Below are 23,838 nucleotides of genomic sequence, written 5' to 3' on the forward strand. Positions count from 1 at the left end.
ATGTTATTAAATGGAACTAATAAATACTACCGTTTTTCTTCAAAAAAAAACGAACAGCACAGCCATTCGTCCTTCCTTTTTTAAGATTTCATCACACCAATTAAAATACAGCTTACCCCGAGAAAAATCCAGGCAATTTTAGCTATGGAAATATTACCTTCCATCATTCCCAAAACACCAATGGTAGTTGTTAAGATTAAAACCACCGGTCCTACAAGGGCTAAAGAACTATTTACCAGTAATGCTTTTTCAACTGTATTAAATTTAATCATTAATATGGCAGCAAAAATTTCTATACTACCTGAAAGGACCCTTAAAGTGGCCATACCAAGTACTGCTTTTTCCAGCATATTAAACATAATAACCCCCAGAAAAAAAGATCTTGTACAGTATATGTTCAAGTCGCTTTGATCAGGACAGGTTTATGAACTCATTAACCAAATCAGGAATAAATTTCTATCTTTTGGTCAAATTAAGGTTGGATATTCTTACTCTTTAGTGTGGAGATTTGTAATGAGAAAATTATTGAAACCTAAGAAAACAAGTAAAAAAGTGATAACTAGTGATGAAACGAAAAAACCAATTCAAGCTGACATAATGGATAATATTGAGATTTTACAAGAGTTGTTTAAAGATTGCACGGATATTGTTTTTCGTCCCTTTATAGCAGGAAAGGTAAAAGCTTATTTAGTGTTTGTAGATGGTTTTATTGATTCGCTTTCTGTTGAAATGCATGGTTTAAGGCAGCTCATTGAGGAAATTGAGCGAGAGAGATTAACCATTGACGTTTTAAAAGAAAGAGTCATATCTATTAGCTCTATTGCTGAAACAACAGAACTGGATGAAGCGATAAGTAATGTATTAAAAGCCAATACGGTCCTATTTGTAGATGGAATGCGGAAGGCCATCATTTTTGATGCTAAAGGAGGAGAGCGGCGCAGTGTTGCAGAGCCGCAAACAGAATCAGCTGTTCGAGGGCCAAGGGAAGGGTTTAATGAAAGATTAAGAGTCAATACGGCCCTCGTGCGCCACAAAATTCGTTCGAATCGATTAAAGATTCTGTCCAAGGAAATTGGAGAAGAGACCCAGACAGGGATCGCCATTTTATACGTCGAGGGACTGGCACCTCCTGAGCTTGTCAAAGAAGTTTTGGCACGTCTTGACCGCATCAAAGTAGATGGGGTTTTGGAAAGTGGTTATATTGAAGAATTTATCGAGGATAGTCCATGGAGTATGTTTCCGCAAATTCAAAACACTGAACGTCCCGATACTGTTGCTGCTAATCTTCTCGAAGGAAGAGTGGCCGTGATTATTGATGGTACTCCATTTGTTCTGGTCATGCCTGCCACGTTTTGGCAGTTTTTCCAAGCGAGTGAGGACTACTATGGGCGCTATCACATATCTGCATTTCTTAGATTGTTGCGAGTCGGTTTTTTATTTATCGCTTTAACTTTACCTGGTATTTACGTGGCTGTAACAACTTATCATCAAGAAATGATTCCAACATCCTTACTGTTTTCTATTGCCGCAAGCAGGGAGGCGATCCCTTTTCCTATGTTTGTTGAGGTCCTCATTATGGAATTATCATTTGAAGCACTTAGGGAAGCGGGGGTAAGACTTCCTCAGGTGGTAGGACAGGCGGTCGGGATTATTGGGGGTTTGGTCGTAGGACAGGCAGCTGTAGAGGCGGGAATTGTATCAGCTCCTACCGTAATCGCTGTTTCCATGACGGGAATTGCCTCGTTTACAATTCCTCGGTTTAACATGTCCATTTCCATCAGAATGCTTAGGTTCCCATTAATGATCTTAGGCGGGATGTTTGGCCTGTTTGGAGTGGTGTTAGGAACCCTTATAATTCTGACACACCTTTGCAAATTGCGTTCATTCGGCATCCCTTATTTTTGGCCGCTTGCCCCGTTATCCTTTCAGGCACTTAAGGATGTGTTTATCCGTGTGCCTTGGTGGGCAATGAACGACAGACCGAATCAATTTGTGAAGCGTGATTCCCTAAGACAGACAGAACATTTACAGCCGTCCCCTCCCGAAGGTAACGAAGAAGGGAGCCCAACATGAAAAAAAGTTTACCATTGCTGTGCCTATTATGTTTGATCATGTTGACTGGCTGTTGGGATCGACAAGAGATCAATGATATTGCATTTGTTGTTGCAACAGGTGTGGATAAAGGAGACCGACATAATTACAGATTTTCAGTGCAAATACCCCTTCCAAGTTCTTTAGGCGGTTCGGGTTCGAGTGGCGGTGGAGGCGGAACAAGCGGTGAGGGACCGTTTTTCGTTGCTCAAGGAACTGGCGGCAATTTGCGCGAAGGGATGGAGGACATCCAGATTAGATTATCCCGTAAACTTTATTTTGCTCATAGAAGGGTGTTAATTATTGGGGAGGATCTGGCAAAGCAGGGGATTACCGAAACATTAAACGCAGTATTCATACAACCGCAATCCCGAATATCCACATTCATTGTCATCTCTAAAGGGGATGCTGTTAAAATGTTAAATACTCAGCCAAGAATGGAACAATTTTCAGGAGAAGCGATTCGGGAAATGGCGAAAGCGAGCACCAATACAACGGTTAAGGACGCTCTACAGGACTTGAACCGTCCGGGGAAAGATACGATTATACCTGTTATTGAAAATACTGGAACGTTAAAAAAAGAAAAAAATGGTAAAGAAATCCTAATGAGCAGTTTTGGCGTGTTTAAAGGTGATAAGATGCTATTTCTCACCAATAAGAATGAATCCCAAGGAATACTCTGGCTTTTAGAAAAAATGGCAAAAAAGACATATTCTTTTCCTGTTGATGAAAATCAAGAGATTACTTTACAAATTATTGATAGTAGTGTTAAAACAAACTTCCAATCTGTTCATGACAGACCTGTTTTTGATCTTACTATTAAATTGAATGGAACTCTGTTAGAAAATGAACCAAATTTAAGGATTGAAGACCCTTCAACCTATCATCTTATAACCAAAAAAATGGAGAAACAAATCAAAGATGATATAGATTCTATTATTTCACACACCCATTCTCAAGGAGTCGACCCGTTTGGATTTGGTTGGTATTTATATCGGAATCACAATATCCAATGGGAAAATAAGTGGCAGAAAAATTGGGGTAAGATACTTTCTGACTTGAAAGTCAATGTGAAGGTTGATGCGGATATTCAACGAATCACTAACTCAGGAAAAGTAGAGAAAGGATGACATCATGAGTATTGGAATTGTGATTGTATGGATTTCGCTGATGATCTATTTAATCGTGGTCTTAAAAGCAAAAATTATAGATAAAAAAGAGCGGAAGTGGGTGTATTTGCTCATCTTAGCAGCGATGGGAGTTTCGCTTTTGGTCGCCCTCCATATTTCCTTAAACAGTATTACAAATTTTTTGAATAATTCTTTTGGTAGAATTTCAAGGCTGGTTGTCGATATATGAGGCAAAAAATATCCAATCTTCAATTGATGCTATTAGTGGCCAACTTTATTTTTACCTCCACCATCATCAGCCTGCCACAGATTATGGTTCAAATAGGAGAACAAAATACTTGGATGATTCCGATTATTCTTTTTCCTGTTTTTCTGTTCTTGACTTTTCTGATTTTCGGAAAGAAACTTCATGTCAATCGCCTTAGCCAAATGTTTTTAATCGGTCAACAAAGCAAAGTTTTAGAAAAGGGATTTGTTCTTATTTTTATTGCTTTTGCGTCCATTTTGTTTTTACGCGATTTAAGGGGGGTAATTGATTTTATTGCCGCCGTGTTACTACCCAATACACCTATTGATATGATAATGGTGCTTTCTGTATTTGTCCTCGTCTATGTCAGTATGGCAGGAATTGAGGTTATCTCCCGAATTAACGCAGTCCACTTTGGGATCCTGTTTGTGATCATTCTTCTTTTGCCATTGCTTTTACTCAATGAATGGCAAATAGGGAATTTTCAGCCTCTTCCTCATTTTAAGACTGTAACATCTTTAATAAAATCAAGTTTTTTTACTTTTGCCTGGATGGGGGAAATGGTTTTATTTATCCTAGTGATTGCTAATGTTAACCCAGTAGGTGCAGCAAGAAAAGCAGTCATTTCAGGGACTGCTTTAGGATTATTTATGTTTTTGATTATCCTTATTTTAGATATTTCGGTACTTGGTGTAAAACTTGTCAGTGAAGCTGCCTACCCTTCCTATATTCTAATACAACAAATTAATATAACGGATTTCCTCGACAGAATTGATTTGTTAGTTGTTGCGGTTTGGGTTCCTACATTTTTTGCTAAAGCAGCCTATCTTCTTTATGCTATTAATTATTGTACAAGCTTTTTATATAAGTCCAATACAAACAAGTTTCTCTTTCCAATCGGCCTAATACTGGGGTATTTATCGATTCTATTATTTAAAAATAGTATGAATCACCTGCACTTTTCTTTTTACACATGGACATCTTTGGGGTTATTTTTAGAGGTGATAATTATCGTTTTATATATTGTTATAAGGATCAGGCACAAAGATGTAAAGGAACCATTACATTCTTAAATAAAAACACGGCGGGCGGGCCGTGTTTTTTTAATGGGGTATTTAAATTAATTTGATCCCACTAACTAAAATCATCAGGGCCATAATGGTTCTTAATGGTTTAGCCGGAAATTTGGAAGAAAGGGTACTGCCCAATAGGACACCAGGAATGGAGCCTAACAATAGATTGACCATTAATAAATAATCGATATTGCCAATGCCAGCATGCATCAAACCCGCTGCTGATACGAGTAAAAAGGCGTGGGCAATATCTGTACCAACCAATTCGGAAGGAGTCATTCTATATAGGTACAACATAGCAATGGCAAATAATGATCCTGAACCAATGGAGGTCAGCCCGACAATAAAGCCCAAAACAGCGCCAATCATGATGGTCATGGTCCGCTTTTCCTCTAAAGACTTCATCTGAATTTTATTCAACACCAATTTGTTTTTTATAAACGTTTTAACCAAGGTGGCAAGAGCGACTAATATTAATACATATCCTAATGCATGTTTAATGATTTGCTCCTGATTATGAAAATAAGAATCAAATAAATGAAGAATCCCTACCGCTAAAATGGCACTAGGAATACTCCCCATAGCTAAATGTTTGACCAGCTTCAGATTAATCGTTTTTTGCCGCCAATGCTGGAAGGAACCAAACAGCTTTGTTATGGAGTTGTAAAAAAGATCTGTCCCAACTGCGATGGATGGGCTAATGCCAATTAAGATTAATACTGGTGTTAATAGCGCCGCTCCGCCAACTCCAGTTAACCCAACCATAAAGCCAATTAACAGCCCCATTATGATAATGCCAATACTCATAAGGCACACACTCCAATATCTCTTTATACTAAACGTCACAATAAAATATGAAGTAGTTAAATGCCTTGTTACCTTTCAAATGAAATTGACCGAAATACGAGCATAGATTCGGAGCAATAGAAAAAGAACACCAAAGACTTTTTTTCCTTGAATGCTCTATTCCTTACCTGCTATATTTGTTTTCATCACTGCTGGGGTCTTTTTCGTGCTTTCGAGCAATGGGGTTTTCTTTACAGCTTCAATGAACCGGTCAATATCTTTAATGATTGGAACTAAAGCAATTATGACCCGTCCTTTGTCAAAATCCTTTCGGGTAAATGAGTATCGTTTCAATCCAATCGTTCTTGCAGCTTCAAATAGAGCGGCCTGTCTTTGGCCAAAATTGTCCAGTGTAATTCTAAATCGTTCTTCATTCGGATGAATGACTACGGCTAGACCTTCTCGTTCAAACAATTCCGACGCATAATCCGTACCCAATAGGTTAGAAACAAAAATCCCATCTACATATAAATCAGAGCCCTTTACCTCTATTGAACCTTGTTCAACTTGAGCTATATCTCCAATTGTTTTGCCCTTTGAAAAACGTTTTAATATGAAGAATACAAGGAAGCCCACAACCGTACCTGACAAACAATCAATCCAAGTAGTTTTTGTATCCACCACCTGCATGGTTATGGCTGTTACTAGTGCAACAATTAACGAAAAATAATTTCGTGATTCAAACGTTTTGGCAATCCCATCAATATAAGCATCGCCTCGATAAGCATATTCAGTATTCTCGAGATCCTTCAAACTTTCTCTCTCTGATTTACGGACATCTCTAAATTGCTGTGTAGCCGCAGTTAGAAATGTAACGGCAATAAAATTTTTAGTCATTAATGCTGGGATTGCCACAGCACCAATGGAAGCTGATACAAATCCAGTCACTACATGAATCAAATATCCATTCGGGTAACTGGGGTATTGTCGATAATCCTCTTTAATAGTAAACACTCTGGCTAAGGTGCCTACAATAACTGCTGTGACAATCATAACGACATGTTCGTGGGAAATCCATTGTGCTTTCATTTGTTTCACCCCAGCCAGTGATTATTTTTCTTCTTCCTCTTGCAGTTTAATCTTCTTACAGCCGATATAAAGACAGGAATAAATTTCAGTGCCTTCTTTTGCTTTTGCCAACCCTTTGATGTAGGGAGTGACCAAATCCTTAAAGTCTGCACCGACTCCTTCTTCCTCTAAAATTCCATATACATACAGCTTTTTTTCATCAAATAGAAAGGCGACATTTCCGACAGCCTTGTTGTTTGTGTCTACCACATTTAAAACTTGAAATTGGGGTGTAATAACCTCAGGAGAAAAATAAATTTGCACATAAATCTACTCCTTTTTAAGTGAACTGAAGCTTTTCAAATAAAGAATCATTTTCCTTTGTTGGTTCTTTTTTAGCCACATGGATTAGTGCTAGACAAAGAATGGCACAAACCAGTGTTAACCCTGCTGTTGTCAGGAACATTCCAGCGCGGGACCAGTCCATTAATTTACTAAAAATAGGGGGACCAATAGCCACACCCAAAAACCGTACCGATCCGTAAAGTGATGTAACAAATCCTCTGCGGTCTGTCGGAACTGAACCGGTAATAAAACTATTGATACATGGAAGCACTAAACCTGTTCCAACACTGCTAATGACTAAGACCGAAAAAAACGGAATTAATTTTTTAAAGAAAATTAAAGAGGCAAAGGAGCCGGTCATTAACAGAAGACCTATGATGATTAAAGATTTCATCAATTTCATCCTTTTCCCGATTTTACTCCCCGTAATATAAGAAGTGGTAGTCATGAACAGAAGCGGTATTGCTAGTATGCTTCCTTTCAATACACCATCTATATGATGATCTTTTTCAAGAATATCCGATATGTAAAATAAAATACCGAATAAAGTAAACAAACATACAGCACCGGTCAAATAAGCTGCAAATAACCATCTGCCTTCAGTTTTAAAAACCGAAACGAGTCCTTTCACATATTTACCGACAGGTGGCGGTTCCTTCTTTGCCTTTTTTTCTTTAATGAAAAAGATGGTTAGCAAAATGGAAATCAGGCAAAAAAGAGGGAAAGCAAAGAAAGCAGCATACCAAAACAGTAGGGCTAATAAAGATCCGATGATCGGGCTGATTACTTTTCCGAAGCCATTGGAGGCCTCAACCAGTCCAAGAACCTTACTTTGTTCGCCGCCCTTAAATAAGTCTCCTGTCAAGGCCATGGCGATTGGGGCGGTTCCTGCTGCACCAATACCCTGCATAATTCTTCCGGCAAGGATCCACATGTAAGAATTTGAAAACCAAGCAGCTGCAGCCCCGGCAAGCAAACCACCGCTTCCATATAAAATTAATGCTGGAATAATAATAGCTTTACGAGAAAAGCGGTCTGACAAATAACCCAGAACTGGAATGGAAATAGCAGCAGCAATTGAAAAAACTGAAATAATTAGACTTACTTTAAATTGTGATATATCCAAGACAGATTTCATTTTGGGAAGAATCGGAATAAGCATTGAATTTCCCAACACAAGGATAAGAGGGATCGAACCGATTGCAAAAATAGTCATGCCTTTGTGTTTTTGCTGCGACAACAAAAGTACCCCCCTTAAATGAATGTTTAAAGCTCTTATATTGTTTGATATGCCCTCTTTGTTTATTCAAGACAAATGCCTAATTTTTGAGGAAAAACCTCAATCTTTACACATTCACCCAATTTTTGAATAATCTATCCTAGAAAAAAGAGGAGGAGTTTTTCCTATGGACTTTTTAACACTGCCTGAAAGGACCTCTGGAAAGAGAACCTATGGAATCACCTCGATCATTGATTTTGGAACTTCAATGGGGGAATTAAAGCACATCTTATCAGATTACAGTCATTTGATTGACATAGCAAAAATTGGAATTGGTTCAGCTTATGTTACCCCCAACCTTAAGCAAAAAATAGAGCTTTATCAGCAATATGACATTAAGCCGTATTGTGGCGGAACTTTATTCGAGAAATGCTATCATCAAAATAAGGTAGTTGAATACGCAGCATTTTTACGTGATTTAGGAATTGAATGGGTAGAGGTGTCAAATGGGACCCTTGATATACCGCTTGGAGAACGTTTAAATATGATTAACCAATTAAAGCAAGATTTCTATGTTATTTCGGAGGTAGGCTCAAAGGATTGCAAGAAGGAAATGAATATTGATGAATGGAGAAGAGAAATTTCCTTACTGCTTGAAGCCGGGTGTGAATATGTGATTACCGAGGGACGGGATTCGGGGACATCAGGCATTTATGAAAAGACGGGTCAGATTAAAAGCTGCTTGATAGAAGAGTTAATAAAAGATCTTGATCCCAAAAAAATTATTTTTGAAGCTCCGACTCCCAAACATCAGATGTACTTTATAAAAGAAATTGGGGCAAATGTCAATTTGGGGAATGTTAAGCTGCAGGATGTTTTAGTGTTAGAGACGCAGCGATGCGGGTTACGAAGTGAAACCTTTTTCTTGGAGGAACGTGAATGCGAATTACTTTAATAAGGCATCTTCCAACTGAATGGAATCATCAGCAACAATTACAAGGTAGGAGGGATATTGAAATATCCCCCGTTTCGGTTGAATATCAGCAAGGGGTTGCAGAGAATCATCGTCTTTTAACAAAACTTGCACCATTTGACCTCATCTTAGCCAGTAGGTTAAAGCGAACTCATCAAACAGCACAGGTTTACGGGTATGAACCTGAAACAGAAGCTTTATTAGATGAATTAGATTTCGGCTCATTTGAGGGAAAGCCAAAGAAACACTTAAAAGATACCTATGGGGACCTTTGGATTGAACATCCCGAAGAAATCGTATTGGGAGAATCATTACTTCATTTAAAAAAACGAATCGAGTTATTTTTTGAAAAATATCATAGTGTTCATCATTTATTAGCATTTGGCCACGGAGCCTGGATCCGCGCTTCTATTTCTTTTTCCGAATATGGCCACATCAATAACATGAATAAAATAGAACTTAAAAATAATTCATGCGTAACCTTAACAATAAAAGATAGGGAGGGGTGAGGGGGTGTCGGAATTACTTACTTATGAAAATTGGGACCAGCGCATAGTTGATTCAACACTTACAGAGCTGCCCGATTATCTGGACGTATTAAAATGGGCATATCAAACATACAAAGAAGAAATCGTCTATGCTTGCAGCTTCGGGGCCGAAGGGATTGTTTTAATAGACTTAATTCATAAAGTAAATAAAACGGCAAAAATAGTTTTCCTCGACACTGGACTTCATTTCCAAGAAACCTACGATTTAATAAATCAAGTTAAAAACAAATATCCAACATTAAAGATTTCATTAATAAAGCCAAAGTTATCATTAGAAGAACAGGCAAGTAAACATGGATCTGCACTGTGGAAACGTAATCCCAATCTTTGTTGTCACCTTCGAAAGGTTGTTCCGTTGCAGGAAGCATTGAGTGGACACAAAGCTTGGATTTCAGGTTTAAGAAGAGAACAATCCCCAACCCGAAGTGTAACGCAGTACCTTAATAAAGATGATAAATTCAACAACATCAAAATTTGCCCGCTTATCCATTGGAAATGGGAGGATATCTTAGCCTATATTGAAATAAATAAACTTCCATATAACCCATTACATGATCAGGGCTATCCTAGTATTGGCTGCGCACCTTGCACTCAGCCAGTTGCTGATGAAGGAGACTCTCGAGCAGGAAGATGGGCAGGACTGTCTAAAACAGAGTGCGGACTACATCAATTAGACAATAGATAGAGAAGAATCGTTGTGAAAACCGAGGAGGAATCACGTTGACTGAGAGTGTGCCTCATGGAGGTAAATTAATAAATCTATTTGAAAACAACCGACCAATAGATTTTTCATTGAACTATATCGAATTGGATCAAATGGGTTTCAGTGACTTGGAACTAATTGCTAACGGGGCTTACAGTCCCCTAGATGGGTTTATGGGGAAAAAGGATTATGAGTCAGTCGTAAGAAATATGAGGTTAGCGAACGGTTTACCATGGTCACTGCCGATCACAATCGCTGTAACTGCTGAAAAGGCTTCGGAACTAAGTGTGGGTGAAGATGTTAACCTTGCTTTTAGAAATAAAGTTTACGGGAAAATGCGAGTAAAAGAAATCTATCAAGTTGAAAAACATTTTGAGGCAGAGAATATCTTTAAAACAACTGACATGGCCCATCCTGGTGTGAAGAAATTATTTGATCGTCCCGATATATATGTTTCGGGTCCAATTAAACTATTTTACAGGCCTGAAAAAGGATTGTTTGAGCATTTTTATCTAGATCCTCTACAAACAAGAGCAAAATTTAAGGAATTAGGCTGGAAAACGGTTGTTGGGTTTCAGACTCGCAATCCGGTTCATCGGGCACATGAATATATACAAAAATCAGCGTTGGAAACAGTAGATGGGTTGTTTTTAAATCCGTTAGTCGGTGAGACCAAGGCAGATGATATTCCTAGTGAAATCCGAATGAAAAGTTATCAGGTGCTGTTAGAGAATTATTATCCAAAGGATAGGGTGTTTCTTTCTGTCTTTCCAGCTGCAATGCGTTATGCTGGACCACGGGAAGCTATCTTTCATGCTATCGTCAGGAAAAATTTTGGCTGCACCCATTTTATCGTAGGCAGGGATCATGCGGGAGTAGGAAATTATTATGGAACATATGATGCTCAGAAAATCTTCAGCCATTTTAGTGAAGAGGAGCTAGGAATAAAACCTTTATTTTTCGAACACAGCTTTTATTGTAAAAAATGCGAAAACATGGCCTCTGAAAAAACATGCCCTCATACAAAGGAACACCACGTAATACTCTCAGGGACCAAAGTAAGGGGAATGCTGAGAGATGGGGTACAACCACCAAAAGAATTCAGTCGTCCAGAGGTTGTTGAGATACTAATTCAAGGAATGAAGGAAGTTTTTACAAAATAAAAAAGGATGTCGAAAATGGGGAAAAACAGGAATATCACTTGGCATCATATTACCGTCTCAAAAGCGGACCGCCACTTAATGAATGGGCATAAAAGCTGTGTTTTGTGGTTTACTGGACTATCTGGATCTGGTAAATCGACATTAGCTAATGCTGTGGATCTAGAATTATTTCAACAGGGGATACGAAGTTATGTGTTGGATGGTGATAATATCCGTCATGGACTGAACAAGGATCTAAGCTTTGGTGTGGGTGATCGAAAAGAGAATATTCGTCGAATTGGTGAAGTGGCAAAATTGTTTGTTGACAGTGGGCAAATAGTCTTAACCGCCTTCATATCACCATTTTCGCAAGACCGCGATTTGGTTCGTAACATGTTTGCAGCTGATGAATTTATCGAAATATATCTGAAATGCCCGATTTCAGTCTGCGAAAACAGGGATCCTAAAGGCCTTTATCTAAAAGCAAGAAAAGGAGAAATTGCAGAATTCACTGGGATTTCTTCCCCCTATGAGGCACCTAAGAAACCAGAAGTTACTATCGAAACTGCTATGGAAACAATTGAAGAATCGGTAAATAAGGTTATCGATTATTTAACGAAAAAGAAGATCCTGTAATAGGTAGGATCTTCTTTCTTATCTTCGCCGCCAATTTGCAGTCAGAAACAATAGCTTTTGAAAGCGTAACTCATAAATAAAATCAATAATATTAGTGGATAGAAATTGACATATTACCGCAAAAATGACAATTTTATAATCAATCACCAATGCAGTTAACAAAAAGATAATTAGATTAATGCCCATCATCACTTTTCCCGGACTCCACTTTTTATATGAGGCTATCATTAATGCAGGTATGACCATCCCTCCGCTGGATGCCCCGGCGCGGATTAGCAAACCCACACCCACTCCAAACAAGAGACTCCCCGCACCAATGTCTACTAATAAATGAAAATGCAGATGAGGTACATGGGCCGTAATGAATGATACAGTCGTTGAGGTCGTTGCTACGGAAATAATCGTACGTAATGTCCAAGTGTAGCCAAAATGTTTTAACGCGAAAAGTAAAAAAACGATATTGGCCAGCCATAAGGAAAAGCCAAGTGAAAGATGGAACCAATGGTTCAATAAAATCGCTAATCCAGCTGCTCCGCCGGATGGGATGGAATGTGGAAATAAAAATAAGGACATCGACAGTCCTTGCAAAGTTCCCCCAAAAAGTAAAACACCATAAACTAACAGTTTTTTGCTCATTTTATTGGAATTCATTCCTCCTAGGACTTGCCTTCCTTGTCCATTTTATGAGGAATGAAAAAAAAATATGAGAAAATAATATAGCAGTTTTAAGCCCGAATAATTAAGTAATCATTATTTTTTAATTTTACTATTTCTGCTTTCAAGGCCTTGGCAATTTCCAAAGTCGTATCTTTAAGCTCTTCTTCTGTCTTAAAGGATAGAAAAAGTGGAGCTCCAGTTACTTTTCGTTCTTCATTTGATGTTAGATAAGCAATTATTTTATAATCGGGTTTCATGTTGGATTCCTTTGCCATCGCGATCCTCCATAGCTATTAGTTTTGCTTATTTTTTCCAATGGAAAGAATGAATATTCTCCCCTTTAAAAAATATTTCCCAATTGCATTTCTTCTAAATTAAGGTTTTAATATAAATAACCCCTTTAATCCCATTGAATAATCATCAAATTCCGATTAATATTATTTTAGTATAAAAGAATCTGGAAGTTAGTTGCAGATTAAGTAAGCCTGTCCCTTGACAAAGCCAAATTGGAAGTAGGAGACAAAGTCTATTTCTAGTTTGGTTTTTTTATAAAGATATAGAAAGGAACAAGAAAGAGAGATGAATAGTTCCATAGTTAAGATTGAAAAAAGATTATTATTGGAAAAGTATCTGAAAGAAAGTCTTATTCATCATAAACCATTATTAGATTGTGATTCAGATGCTATTTATGCGATGGATTTGGATGGCTATTTTTTACCGGTTAATCCAGCATGTGAGCAACTATTTGGCTATGAAGCAGAAGAATTCTCAAAACTTTCTTATATGAAAGTGATTGTTCTTGAGCATTTAGAGCGGGCATTCTCCTTCTTTTATCAATCGGTGGATGGAAAATTACAAAATTTTGATTGTCAGATTATCCATAAAAGCGGCGAAATCATTGACGTAAATATCACCAATTATCCTATTCTAATTGATGGGAAAATTGTGGGAGTTTATGGAGTTGCCAAAAATATTACGGAAATAAAACAAAAAAGAAAAAAATACATAGAAGAAATGCAGCACCGCGAAGAAATTTATCGCGAAATAGTCGAACATTCCCCTGATGCTGTTGTGATTGCCAGAAATGAAGAGGTTTTATTTGCCAATGACACAGCTGTAGCATTAATTGGGGCACTAAATAAGTATGAACTTATAGGAAGAAACTTATTTGATTTTGTGGATCCTTGTTACTACGATGTGGTGGAAAAACGGGTTAAAGATGTTGAGAAGGGAAGCGCCGTTGATTTTATGGAGCAAAGATTGATCCGTAAGGACGGTAAAAAAATTGAAGTAGAAGTTAAGTCCATCCCTGCTATTTATCAAAATGAACCTGCCCGACATATCATTATTCGCGATATTACCGAAAAGAAAAGGACTCAAGAGCTGTTGCTTCAATCGGAAAAATTATCGGTTGCCGGACAATTGGCTGCGGGTATCGCTCACGAAATCAGAAATCCAATCACAGCTATAAAGGGCTTTATTAGGCTGATGGAAGCCGCAAATGAATTTAAACAAAATTATTTAGAAATTATTAATTCAGAAATGAACCGTATTGAGCTGATTCTTAGTGAATTACTCTTACTATCGAAGCCACAAAAAATGAAGTTTAAAAGGGGAAACATCCTCACTATTTTAGAACATGTAAAAGCTCTGATTGATACACAGGCTATCATGAATAATGTAGAAATTGAGATTCAATCCTTTTCAGAGATTCCTAGCTTTATTTGTGATGAAAATCAATTAAAACAGCTGTTTATCAATTTTCTTAAAAACTCTATTGAAGCCATGCCAAACGGCGGAAAAATTACGATTGAAGTAGGTTTGCTTGAATCTAATCAGATCCAGCTTCGTGTCATTGATCAGGGGTGCGGGATACCTGAGGAACAGCTCCATCGGATTGGCCAACCATTCTTTACAACAAAAGAAAAAGGCACGGGCCTTGGACTGATGATCAGTCTGCAGATCATCGACAATCACAACGGAACTTTCCAAATTTTTAGTAATCAGAATGGGACGACCATCGTCACAACCTTTCCAATATAAGTCAAAAGGTGTCAGGCACCCTTTGACTTTTTTTATATGATTGACGAAATGATATTTTTATGATATTTATTTTATTGTGTTTAGCACTCAATGTATTAGAGTGCTAATTGTACTTGTAGCTTTTAAATTTAACTTTAAGGGAGAGGTCTTATATGGAAGTGAAGCAGTTTAAGGCAGAGTCGAAACGATTATTAGACATGATGATCCATTCCATTTATACGCATCGGGAAATTTTCTTAAGAGAGTTAATTTCAAATGCCAGTGACGCAATTGATAAGATTTATTATAAAGCACTGACAGATGATTCAATTTCTTTCGATAAAGACGATTTTTACATAAAGGTAGTTGCTAATCAGGCAGACAGAACCTTGAAAATAATGGATAAAGGAATTGGAATGACGAAGGAGGACCTAGAAAATAACCTTGGCACGATCGCCAAAAGTGGTTCTTTAGCGTTTAAATCAGAAAATGAATTGAAAGATGGTTATGATATTATCGGTCAATTTGGAGTGGGTTTTTATTCTGCTTTTATGGTTGCTGATGTCGTAACTGTGATCAGTAAGGCATTGGGAAGTGAGGAGGCCTACAAATGGGAATCTCAAGGGGCAGAGGGATACACCATTACACCAGTTGATAAAGACTTTGTTGGAACAGAGATTATTTTAAAAATGAAAGAAAACACAGAAGAAGAAAACTATGACGAGTATTTACAAGAATATCGCCTGAAATCTATTATCAAAAAATATTCTGATTTCATTCGCTACCCCATTAAAATGGATGTGACCAAGAGCCGTTTAAAAGAGGGCAGTGACAATGAATATGAGGACTTTCAAGAGGAAGAAATCATTAATAGTATGGTTCCAATCTGGCGCAAAAATAAAAAGGAACTGACTGATACTGATTATGAACAATTTTATACTGAAAAACGATACGGCTTTGATAAGCCATTAAAGCATATTCATGTAAGTGTTGATGGGGCTATCAGATATAACGCCATTTTGTATATACCTGAGAACATTCCATTTGATTATTATTCTCCGGAGTTCGAAAAGGGACTTGAATTATATTCAAGCGGTGTCCTAATCATGAACAAATGTGCTGATTTACTGCCTGATTATTTTAGTTTTGTGAAAGGGCTAGTGGATTCAGAAGATTTGTCACTAAATATTTCAAGAGAAATGCTGCAGCATGATCGCCAATTGAAGCTAATTGCGAAAAACATTAGTAAAAAAATTAAGAGTGAATTACAAAGCTTATTAAAAAATGAGCGAGAAAAGTATGATCAATTCTATCAATCATTCGGCAGACAGTTAAAGTTTGGAGTTTACAGTGATTTTGGTAGTCATAAGGAAGAATTGCAAGATCTTCTGATGTTTTATTCTTCTAAAGAGAAAAAGCTAGTAACGCTTGACGAGTACGTTGCAAGGATGCCTGAAGACCAAAAATATATTTACTATGCTGTTGGCGAATCAAATGAGAGAATTGACAAGCTGCCGCAAACCGAACTAGTTGCCGATAAAGGCTATGAAATTTTATACTTTACGGATGATATCGATGAATTTGCTATTAGAATGCTAATCAATTATAAAGAAAAAGAATTCAAATCCGTTTCAAGTGGTGACTTAGGAATAGAAGCAGACGAAACAAAAAATGAGACTGAAAATGAGAATGTTGAAAATAAAGAGCTCTTTGACCTCATGAAGAGTATCCTATCTGATAAAGTGAAGGACGTAAGAGTTTCTAAACGATTAAAATCACACCCGGTTTGTTTGACAACAGATGGTGAAGTATCTATTGAAATGGAAAAAATCCTGAACGCCATGCCAAACAATCAGAATATTAAAGCAGACAAAGTACTAGAAATTAACATAAATCATGAAGTATTCCAATCGTTAAAAGAAGCATTCCAACACGACAAAGACAAACTAACACTTTTCACCAACCTGCTTTACAATCAAGCATTACTCATCGAAGGGCTTCCAATCGAAGACCCTGTAGAATTCACCAACAATATCTGCAAAATCATGGTATAAGTAAAAAAACTAGATCCGCCAAACCGGTGGATCTAGTTTTTTATTATGTAATACTTGATTTAGTGTAAATTTCTGTCGACGTATTTTCCGTAATCAGGGATGGCTAAGTGATCGAAATGTTGAACGAGGTTTTGTAAACCGATGGTCAGAGCATCCCCAGAAAGAGGAAGACCATGGCCTGTTACCGCAACAGAAGGATTCAGCGCTGCAAGTTTACTAACGGATTGCTTCGCTTGTTGCCAGTCAGTTGTTAGGTATCTTGGTGGCCCACTTACTTCTTCTTCCTGGGTTATCACTTTGTAAAGGGAATCTTGTTTTACGTTAATAAAAGCATCTCCAACTATTAAGGCCCTGTCTTGTTCTCTAAAGAAAGAGACATGTCCTGGTGAATGCCCTGGAGTATGAATCCAACGAAATCCCTTCATATATGGAACGCTGCCGTCTGCAGGTAATGCGTGGACGTAAGATCCAAGATTTATTGGTTCATTTGGAAACAACGGGGACATTTTGGCCACCAAGCCTCCTTCAACAGATGAATCTGGTTCAGGATAACTAGTTTTCCCTGTTAAAAATGGTAACTCCCTTTCATGTGCGTATACAGGAATCTCCCACTCATTAACCAATTCAATAATCCCGCCAACATGATCAAAGTGACCATGTGTTAATATAATCGCTTTTGGTTTTCTGCCTTCACCAAATTTTTCCGCAGTCACGGCCACTATTTCAGAAGCGGATCCAGGCATACCAGCGTCAACCAAGACAAAATCTTCTGAATTACCGAATAAACAAATGTTAACAATTTGGATGGTATAGCAATATAAATCCGGCAGCACTTCAATTCCTACACCACTTCCAATGGAGGTTGCTGGAATCATTTTATAATCTTCACCATATGACAACTCTTTTTCCAATAAAAACACTCCTTGTCGTTAAGATGACTAGGAGTAGTTTATCCCATAAACAAAGTGTGTAATCTTAATTAATTAGGCTCAACATGAACATTCACATCAAAAACACCATGCTCGTCCATTAAAACACTCTCAACTCTCGTGGCAACATCGTGAGCATCACGAATATTTAAATTGGAATTAACTAAGATCACCACATCGACAACTGCATTATTTCCGTAATTTCTGGCTTTGATATCTGAAATTCCCTTAACACCAGGTATTTTTTGAATAGCTTCACGGTAGACATTGATTTCCTGATCATCAAATCCGTCTGTTAATGTATGGGAAGCATCACGGAAAATATCCCAAGCTGTATGACAAATTAAGAAACCAACAATGATTGCCGTTACCGGATCAAGCCATGGGAGATGAAACTGTGCTCCCAATATCCCAATTACCGTTCCCACACTAACCCAAGCATCGGAAAGATTATCTTTGGCAGCGGCCATTACAGCTTGACTACGAATCTCTTTGGCTAGTTTCTTGTTATATCGATAAACAAAATACATCACAACCGCACAAAATAACCCCGTTATCGCAGCAATGGGGTCCGGTGCAGTTGTCTTTCCATTGATCACAGACGTAAACGCCTCATAAAGTACACGCAATCCAATAGCCATCATAATGAAAGAAGAAATCATTGAGGCAACGGTTTCTGATTTCCAATGACCATAGGGGTGATCATGATCAGCTGGTTTTTGGGATAGTTTTAATCCCACCAGAACTACGATAGAGGCAAGGACATCCGTCGTGTTATTTAATCCATCAGCCGTTAGCGCTTCGGAATGGGCAGCGTATCCGATGATTAATTTCAAAGTTGCTAAACATAGGTATGCAATGATACTAATGATAGCACCTTGTTCACCTTTTTTTAATTCTAAATATTTTTGCTGTTCCATAAAAAGGGCTCCTATATTTTTATCTTCCATTTTATCTTAGCAACCAAATGACATGTGGGTCTAGAGAAACCTTTTTAATCTATGTTAACTTTTGTCGATAAGGACAAAAGTGTTTCGTTAGGTAAAACCATGGAAAATTCTGAAAAAATGAGGATTACTTTATCAAAAGGTACAAATTTTTTAAATATTTTCACTAACAATATTGACAAATTCCTATTGGTATAATAGGATTAATTCCATCAACCACTAAAAGGTGGTACCTTAAGTGGAATAAATAACAGATATTTTAGAAAAGGAGGCGAATCATTTGCAAACATCTGAATGGGAGGAAATTTCCAAGCAGATTAAAAGAATGCTAGAAGAATTAAATTACGGCTCCATCACACTGGTTGTTCAAGATGGAAAGATCATCCAAATTGAGAAAAATGAAAAGGTTCGTCTTCAATCAAATAAGCCACGCTGACTAGACAAACTAGAGGCGGTCTTCACATATTCAGATGAAGACTGCCTTTTTTATAAGCAGAGGAGAGGAATTACGATGAAAACTGCGATTATATTTGAAAATTGGAGCCAAATCTCCGATAGCTTTTCTATAGAGGATGATACAAAAGGGGCACTTGCCGTCTTAGAGTGGGCATACCAAAGTTATCCTGAAGATCAAATCGTTTATTCATCAAGTTTTGGGGCAGAAGCAATTGTCCTAATTGATTTGATCTATCAGGTGAAAAAAGATGCCCATATCGTTTTCTTAGATACAGATCTTCATTTTCCGGAAACATATGATGTGATTGATAAAATCCAGAAACGGTTCCCGGAATTAAAAATTGAAAAGAAAAAGCCTGCCATTAGTTTGGATGAACAAGCTGCACAGTATGGGTCTGCACTTTGGAAACGGGATCCTAACCAGTGTTGTCAGTTAAGAAAAGTCATTCCGTTAAGAGAAACATTAACCTCAAAACAAGCTTGGATTTCAGGTTTGCGTCGGGAGCAATCGCCAACCCGCAAAGATACACAATTCCTTAACCGGGATGAAAAATTTGAAAATATTAAAATATGCCCGCTTATTCACTGGACATGGGATGAGGTTTGGAATTACATTCGTGAAAAAGATCTTCCATATAACGAATTACATGACCACAATTACCCAAGCATAGGGTGTTTCCCTTGTACTCAGGCTGTTTTAGAAGGTGGAGATTCCCGTGCAGGGCGCTGGGCTGGCAGCGGAAAAACAGAGTGCGGCTTGCACATGAAATAATGAACTTCCCATAGCACGGGAAAAGGAGGGATTCCTTACGCTTACCATCATCGCGATTATAATAGGTTTGTTTTTTGCAATCAATATCGGTGCGAGTGGAGCGGCAGCCTCAATGGGGATCTCGTACGGCGCCGGAGTGGTGAAAAAGAGAGTAGCTCTCCTCCTATGCGGAGCAGCTGTATTCCTTGGTGCTTGGCTTGGGGGTGGGGAAGTTGTCAAAACAATAGGAAGCGGAATCGTTCCAAGTGAGACTTTTACAAATGCTATTGCATTAATTGTATTAGCCTCAGCTGCACTATCACTGTTTTTGGCAAATACCTTTGGTATACCACTTTCTACCAGCGAAGTAGCAGTAGGCTCCGTGGTTGGGGCAGGGATTGTTTATCAATCTGTTATTTTAGGCAATATTTTGTGGATTGCCCTATTCTGGCTACTAACTCCATTTGCGGCGTTTATCATCGCCATTCTCGCTATAAAAATTTTAAAAATAAAAACGATCAAAGGTTTGGTTGAAAAACCAAAATTTATTCCAATCCTGTCTATTCTAGTTGTCTTTATGGGGTTGTTTGAAGCGTTCTCAGCGGGGATGAATAATGTTGCCAATGCAGTAGGACCACTTGTTGCAGCTTCCATCATATCAAAAGGGGACGGAATTTTCTGGGGAGGACTGGCAGTAGCAGTAGGTGCCATCATTCTTGGTCACAAGGTTATTGAGACCAACGGTAAAAAAATAACAGACCTTAGACTTGAAGAAGGATGTATCATATCAGGAACTGGAGCAAGTATTGTTACAGCAGCATCCGTTTTCGGCATTCCAGTTCCGCTTACACAAATTACGACTTCTTCCATTATCGGTATCGGTTTTGCCAAGCATGGTTTATCCGTGTTAAAAAAGGATATTGTAGTTCAATTGTTAACAGTTTGGATAGTTTCGCCAGTTTTGTCGATGGTCATATCATATACAATAATTCAATTAGTAATCGTTAGAAATGTTTACCCAATAATCATGATCATTGGGGCACTTATATCTGTGTTTGGCGTACGATCGTTAATGAAACGCCCCATTTCAAAAACAAATGTCACAGAAACTAATGTACCTAAGGAATTCTAATAAAGAAAGGTTGATTGAAAATGTCATTTTTACCAAAACCACATGGCGGAAAATTAATAAATTCATATCGTCCCAATTTCGATTATAGTGATATTGCAAAAGAATTAGAAATTGACTCAATTGCTCTTAGTGATTTAGAGTTAATCGGGGTTGGTGTATTTAGCCCCCTAACAGGCTTTTTAGGGCAAAAGGATTATGAATCGGTTGTTAGCAGAATGCGTTTAGCAGATGATACCATCTGGTCAATCCCTGTTAACCTTCCTGTTTCACAAGAATTTGCAGCTAATTTAGCAGTAGGCGAGAAAATCAAATTAAAGCATAAAGATGTTGTATATGGCGTAATTGAGGTTTCTGAATGGTATGAACCAAATCTTCAAAAGGAAGCTGTCGAGGTATATAAGACAGATGAATTGGCACATCCTGGAGTGAAACGACTTTTTGAAAGAGGCCCGGTATATGTTGCTGGGGATGTAACTCTAGTTAAGAAACCAGAAAAAGGCGTATTCGGCGATGTCTGGTTTGAGCCAAAAGATATAAGAGTACTATTTGAAGAGAAGGGTTGGAAAACAGTGGTTGGTTTCCAAACAAGGAATCCAATTCACCGTGCCCATGAATACATTCAAAAAGCAGCTTTAGAAACAGTTGATGGATTGTTTGTGAATCCATTGGTTGGCGAAACAAAATCAGATGATATCCCTGCAGATGTACGCCTTAAAAGCTATCGGGCATTACTTGACAACTATTATCCTAGTGACCGTGTACAGCTAGGAGTACATCCTGCTGCCATGCGTTATGCCGGTCCGCGTGAAGCCATTTTCCATGCGCTTGCCCGTAAGAACTATGGCTGTACACATTTCATCGTCGGTCGTGACCATGCTGGTGTTGGAAACTATTATGGGACATATGACGCCCAATATATTTTCAGTAACTTTACAGAACAAGAGTTAGGAATTAAACCTTTATTCTTTGAGCACAGCTTCTATTGCACAAAGTGCGAAGGAATGGCATCTGATAAAACATGTCCACATGGTAAAGAAGATAGAGTGATTCTCTCAGGAACAAAAGTGCGTGAAATGCTTCGAGCTGGTGAACTTCCGCCTTCCACATTCAGCCGTAAAGAGGTTGTTGAAGTACTAATTGAAGGTTTACGAGAGAAAGCTCACGCATAGGGAGGAATTGGGATGTCTAAAGCAACGAATATAACTTGGCATAATACAACAGTCACGAAAGAAGATCGTCGCCAGCGGAATGGACACGGCAGTTGTGTTCTCTGGTTTACCGGATTATCTGGTTCTGGGAAATCAACAATCGCCAATGCCGTATCCCATGAGTTGCACCGTCTTGGAATTAGTGAATATGTACTTGATGGAGATAATATTAGACACGGCTTAAATAAAGATCTCGGCTTTTCTGAAGCTGACCGTACAGAAAATATCCGTAGAATAGGTGAAGTGGCGAAACTGTTCGTGGACAGTGGAAAAATCGTTACCACTGCTTTTATTTCACCATTTCGTTCTGATCGCGATCAAGTCCGGGAGCTGTTTGAACAAGGAGAGTTTATTGAAATCTTCATTAGCTGTCCAATTGAGGAATGTGAACGAAGGGATCCTAAACAGTTATATGCCAAGGCAAGACGAGGAGAAATCAAGGATTTTACCGGTATTGATTCCCCGTATGAAGCTCCGGTACAGCCTGAATTGATCATTCATTCGGATGCAGTGGAAGTGGAAGAAGCTGTTAAGCAGGTCTTGGATTATTTGAATAAGAAAGAAATTATTTAGTAGAAGGCTATGTTAAAGAATACTGTTGATTTTAAACCCTGTTGATTGGATCGGAAAGCACGAAGACTCCTCGAAAATGCTAACGCATTTCCTTCGTGCGTGGGCGAAGTCTAGGAAGAAAATCATGTGGGAGTACGGTTCTGGAGAGACCCCGCAGGCGCAAGCGCCGAGGAGGCTCGCCGAAACGCCCACGGAAAGCGAAGTGCCTGGAGCGGAAATCAACATACAAGTTTAACAGAGCAAAATAGAAAGGAGCAGCCATCATTGAAAGCAATACTTTACATTGGTCACGGAACTCGTTCTAAAACAGGACTTCAAGAGGCAAAAGCGTTCATTCAGCGAGTAATGGAGCGTAGTAATGTACCCATTCAAGAAATTAGCTTTTTAGAGTTGGCTGAACCGACCATTGCCGAAGGATTTCGTCGATGCGTAGAAAGGGGAGCAACAGAAATTACTGTTGTTCCTTTATTTCTTTTGGCTGCCGCCCATATTAAAGAAGATATCCCAAAAGCACTTAATGAGATTAGTATGCTATTTCCAAAGGTTTCTTTTCAAATCACCGAGCCTTTTGGTATTCAAGATTGCCTATTGGACGGGCTTGCCGAGTTAATAAAGGATACCGCAGGTGAGGTTTCAGAAAATGATTCAGTGTTAATAGTCGGTAGGGGGAGCAGCGACCCGGCCATTCAGCTTGCTTTTGATCAAATAGCCAATGGCCTGCAGTGCCGACTTGATGCGAAGCGGATTTCTGTTTGTTTTTTAGCGGCATGCCGTCCAACATTGACAGAAGGATTAGAAAGGCTAACAGAAGAAACTTCCGAGAGAATCATTGTTGTGCCCTATTTATTATTTTCCGGCCTCCTGTTAAACGAAGTCCAGCAAAAAGTCCGCCGCTTACAAAAACAAGGGCACTCAATTATAAGCACCGTTCCTTTAAGCAGGCACAAAATTTTTGAAGACCTCTTAATTCAATGAATCATTAATTAGAACCTTTTTGAGGTTCTTTTTAATAACCTGAATAATACGTTTTTTATACACGTTGATTGGAGTGGAAGGCACGTAGACTCCCTGCGGGAGGACGGGGCAGGGGAGAGACCCCGGAGGCGCCAAAGCGCTGAGGAGGCTCCCCGGACCGCCCGCTGAAAGCG

Annotated in this window: 26 protein-coding genes; 17 read left to right on the forward strand and 9 right to left on the reverse strand. The window is 38.5% G+C overall.

The window, feature by feature from the left end; all coding sequences use genetic code 11:
- Positions 1-80: 80 nt before the first annotated feature.
- Positions 81-350 (reverse strand): YqhV family protein, encoded by a 270-nt coding sequence (locus ACI3K6_RS01830; RefSeq protein ID WP_435553856.1) that lies wholly within the window; start codon positions 348-350, stop codon positions 81-83.
- A gap of 163 nt (positions 351-513) precedes the next feature.
- Here ACI3K6_RS01830 and ACI3K6_RS01835 point away from each other — a divergent pair, with 163 nt between their 5' ends.
- Genes ACI3K6_RS01835 through ACI3K6_RS01850 form a run of 4 tightly spaced genes read left to right on the forward strand, consistent with a single transcriptional unit; the run spans position 514 to position 4,541 of the window.
- Positions 514-2,073, forward strand: coding sequence for a spore germination protein (locus tag ACI3K6_RS01835; protein ID WP_435553458.1), 1,560 nt, complete (start codon positions 514-516; stop codon positions 2,071-2,073).
- Positions 2,070-3,221, forward strand: coding sequence for a Ger(x)C family spore germination protein (locus tag ACI3K6_RS01840; RefSeq protein ID WP_435553459.1), 1,152 nt, complete (start codon positions 2,070-2,072; stop codon positions 3,219-3,221). Before ACI3K6_RS01835 ends, ACI3K6_RS01840 begins: the two co-directional genes overlap by 4 nt.
- 4 nt (positions 3,222-3,225) lie before the next feature.
- Entirely contained in the window at positions 3,226-3,450 is a 225-nt protein-coding gene (locus tag ACI3K6_RS01845) for a hypothetical protein (protein WP_435553460.1), read from the forward strand.
- Entirely contained in the window at positions 3,447-4,541 is a 1,095-nt protein-coding gene (locus ACI3K6_RS01850) for a GerAB/ArcD/ProY family transporter (RefSeq protein WP_435553461.1), read from the forward strand. The genes ACI3K6_RS01845 and ACI3K6_RS01850 overlap by 4 nt, the downstream gene beginning before the upstream one ends.
- Positions 4,542-4,583: 42 nt before the next feature.
- On the opposite strand, the gene ACI3K6_RS01855 is transcribed toward ACI3K6_RS01850, so the two are convergent.
- The 4 genes from ACI3K6_RS01855 to ACI3K6_RS01870 all read right to left on the reverse strand — a co-directional run bounded on the left by ACI3K6_RS01855 (position 4,584) and on the right by ACI3K6_RS01870 (position 7,956).
- Complete coding sequence (locus ACI3K6_RS01855) at positions 4,584-5,348, reverse strand: sulfite exporter TauE/SafE family protein (protein ID WP_435553462.1); 765 nt, start codon at positions 5,346-5,348, stop codon at positions 4,584-4,586.
- Positions 5,349-5,504: 156 nt separating this feature from the next.
- Positions 5,505-6,416 (reverse strand): YIEGIA family protein, encoded by a 912-nt coding sequence (locus tag ACI3K6_RS01860; protein ID WP_435553463.1) that lies wholly within the window; start codon positions 6,414-6,416, stop codon positions 5,505-5,507.
- A gap of 21 nt (positions 6,417-6,437) precedes the next feature.
- Entirely contained in the window at positions 6,438-6,719 is a 282-nt protein-coding gene (locus ACI3K6_RS01865; RefSeq protein ID WP_435553464.1) for a hypothetical protein, read from the reverse strand.
- A gap of 16 nt (positions 6,720-6,735) precedes the next feature.
- A complete protein-coding gene (locus ACI3K6_RS01870; RefSeq protein ID WP_435553857.1) occupies positions 6,736-7,956 on the reverse strand; it encodes an MFS transporter in 1,221 nt (406 codons plus the stop codon).
- Between the two features lie 190 nt (positions 7,957-8,146).
- Here ACI3K6_RS01870 and ACI3K6_RS01875 point away from each other — a divergent pair, with 190 nt between their 5' ends.
- From ACI3K6_RS01875 to cysC (ACI3K6_RS01895), 5 genes are read left to right on the forward strand one after another with little or no spacing between them, the layout of a single operon-like run.
- Positions 8,147-8,914, forward strand: coding sequence for a phosphosulfolactate synthase (locus ACI3K6_RS01875; RefSeq protein WP_435553465.1), 768 nt, complete (start codon positions 8,147-8,149; stop codon positions 8,912-8,914).
- The gene (locus tag ACI3K6_RS01880; RefSeq protein WP_435553466.1) at positions 8,899-9,441 is read left to right on the forward strand and encodes a histidine phosphatase family protein; all 543 of its coding nucleotides are present in this window, start codon (positions 8,899-8,901) and stop codon (positions 9,439-9,441) included. Before ACI3K6_RS01875 ends, ACI3K6_RS01880 begins: the two co-directional genes overlap by 16 nt.
- Before the next feature lie 4 nt (positions 9,442-9,445).
- On the forward strand, positions 9,446-10,165 hold the full coding sequence (locus ACI3K6_RS01885) for a phosphoadenylyl-sulfate reductase (protein WP_435553467.1): 720 nt from the start codon (positions 9,446-9,448) through the stop codon (positions 10,163-10,165).
- 35 nt (positions 10,166-10,200) lie between these two features.
- Positions 10,201-11,346, forward strand: coding sequence for a sulfate adenylyltransferase (gene sat, locus ACI3K6_RS01890; protein WP_435553468.1), 1,146 nt, complete (start codon positions 10,201-10,203; stop codon positions 11,344-11,346).
- A gap of 15 nt (positions 11,347-11,361) precedes the next feature.
- Positions 11,362-11,961: an adenylyl-sulfate kinase gene (cysC, locus tag ACI3K6_RS01895; protein ID WP_435553469.1), complete on the forward strand. Its 600-nt coding sequence runs from the start codon at positions 11,362-11,364 to the stop codon at positions 11,959-11,961.
- 18 nt (positions 11,962-11,979) lie between these two features.
- On the opposite strand, the gene ACI3K6_RS01900 is transcribed toward cysC (ACI3K6_RS01895), so the two are convergent.
- Both ACI3K6_RS01900 and ACI3K6_RS01905 read right to left on the reverse strand, forming a co-directional pair.
- On the reverse strand, positions 11,980-12,612 hold the full coding sequence (locus ACI3K6_RS01900; protein ID WP_435553470.1) for a YitT family protein: 633 nt from the start codon (positions 12,610-12,612) through the stop codon (positions 11,980-11,982).
- A gap of 74 nt (positions 12,613-12,686) precedes the next feature.
- On the reverse strand, positions 12,687-12,893 hold the full coding sequence (locus tag ACI3K6_RS01905) for a capping complex subunit for YIEGIA (RefSeq protein ID WP_335477804.1): 207 nt from the start codon (positions 12,891-12,893) through the stop codon (positions 12,687-12,689).
- 304 nt (positions 12,894-13,197) lie between these two features.
- Between ACI3K6_RS01905 and ACI3K6_RS01910 the strand changes: the two genes are divergently transcribed.
- Together ACI3K6_RS01910 and htpG are read left to right on the forward strand one after the other, a co-directional pair.
- The gene (locus ACI3K6_RS01910; protein ID WP_435553471.1) at positions 13,198-14,661 is read left to right on the forward strand and encodes a PAS domain S-box protein; all 1,464 of its coding nucleotides are present in this window, start codon (positions 13,198-13,200) and stop codon (positions 14,659-14,661) included.
- Between the two features lie 152 nt (positions 14,662-14,813).
- Positions 14,814-16,694 carry a molecular chaperone HtpG gene (gene htpG, locus ACI3K6_RS01915; RefSeq protein ID WP_435553472.1) on the forward strand — a complete coding sequence of 627 codons (1,881 nt, stop codon included), beginning with the start codon at positions 14,814-14,816 and terminating at the stop codon, positions 16,692-16,694.
- Between the two features lie 59 nt (positions 16,695-16,753).
- Here htpG and ACI3K6_RS01920 read toward each other — a convergent pair whose 3' ends face one another.
- Both ACI3K6_RS01920 and ACI3K6_RS01925 read right to left on the reverse strand, forming a co-directional pair.
- Positions 16,754-17,605 (reverse strand): MBL fold metallo-hydrolase, encoded by an 852-nt coding sequence (locus ACI3K6_RS01920; protein WP_435553473.1) that lies wholly within the window; start codon positions 17,603-17,605, stop codon positions 16,754-16,756.
- A gap of 68 nt (positions 17,606-17,673) precedes the next feature.
- The gene (locus ACI3K6_RS01925; protein WP_435553474.1) at positions 17,674-18,543 is read right to left on the reverse strand and encodes a cation diffusion facilitator family transporter; all 870 of its coding nucleotides are present in this window, start codon (positions 18,541-18,543) and stop codon (positions 17,674-17,676) included.
- Between the two features lie 331 nt (positions 18,544-18,874).
- Between ACI3K6_RS01925 and ACI3K6_RS01930 the strand changes: the two genes are divergently transcribed.
- The 6 genes from ACI3K6_RS01930 to ACI3K6_RS01955 all read left to right on the forward strand — a co-directional run bounded on the left by ACI3K6_RS01930 (position 18,875) and on the right by ACI3K6_RS01955 (position 23,665).
- Complete coding sequence (locus tag ACI3K6_RS01930) at positions 18,875-19,006, forward strand: YezD family protein (RefSeq protein WP_435553858.1); 132 nt, start codon at positions 18,875-18,877, stop codon at positions 19,004-19,006.
- A 75-nt stretch (positions 19,007-19,081) separates the two neighbouring features.
- Positions 19,082-19,798: a phosphoadenylyl-sulfate reductase gene (locus tag ACI3K6_RS01935; RefSeq protein ID WP_435553475.1), complete on the forward strand. Its 717-nt coding sequence runs from the start codon at positions 19,082-19,084 to the stop codon at positions 19,796-19,798.
- A 67-nt stretch (positions 19,799-19,865) separates the two neighbouring features.
- Positions 19,866-20,909, forward strand: a complete 1,044-nt coding sequence (locus ACI3K6_RS01940; RefSeq protein WP_435553476.1) for an inorganic phosphate transporter — start codon at positions 19,866-19,868, stop codon at positions 20,907-20,909.
- A 20-nt stretch (positions 20,910-20,929) separates the two neighbouring features.
- Positions 20,930-22,078, forward strand: coding sequence for a sulfate adenylyltransferase (gene sat / locus ACI3K6_RS01945; RefSeq protein ID WP_435553477.1), 1,149 nt, complete (start codon positions 20,930-20,932; stop codon positions 22,076-22,078).
- A gap of 12 nt (positions 22,079-22,090) precedes the next feature.
- Positions 22,091-22,690: an adenylyl-sulfate kinase gene (gene cysC, locus ACI3K6_RS01950; RefSeq protein WP_335477818.1), complete on the forward strand. Its 600-nt coding sequence runs from the start codon at positions 22,091-22,093 to the stop codon at positions 22,688-22,690.
- A gap of 126 nt (positions 22,691-22,816) precedes the next feature.
- Positions 22,817-23,665, forward strand: coding sequence for a sirohydrochlorin chelatase (locus ACI3K6_RS01955; protein ID WP_435553478.1), 849 nt, complete (start codon positions 22,817-22,819; stop codon positions 23,663-23,665).
- Positions 23,666-23,838 lie beyond the last annotated feature (173 nt).

This window comes from Neobacillus solisequens, assembly GCF_051233465.1.
Lineage (GTDB): Bacteria > Bacillota > Bacilli > Bacillales > Cytobacillaceae > Neobacillus.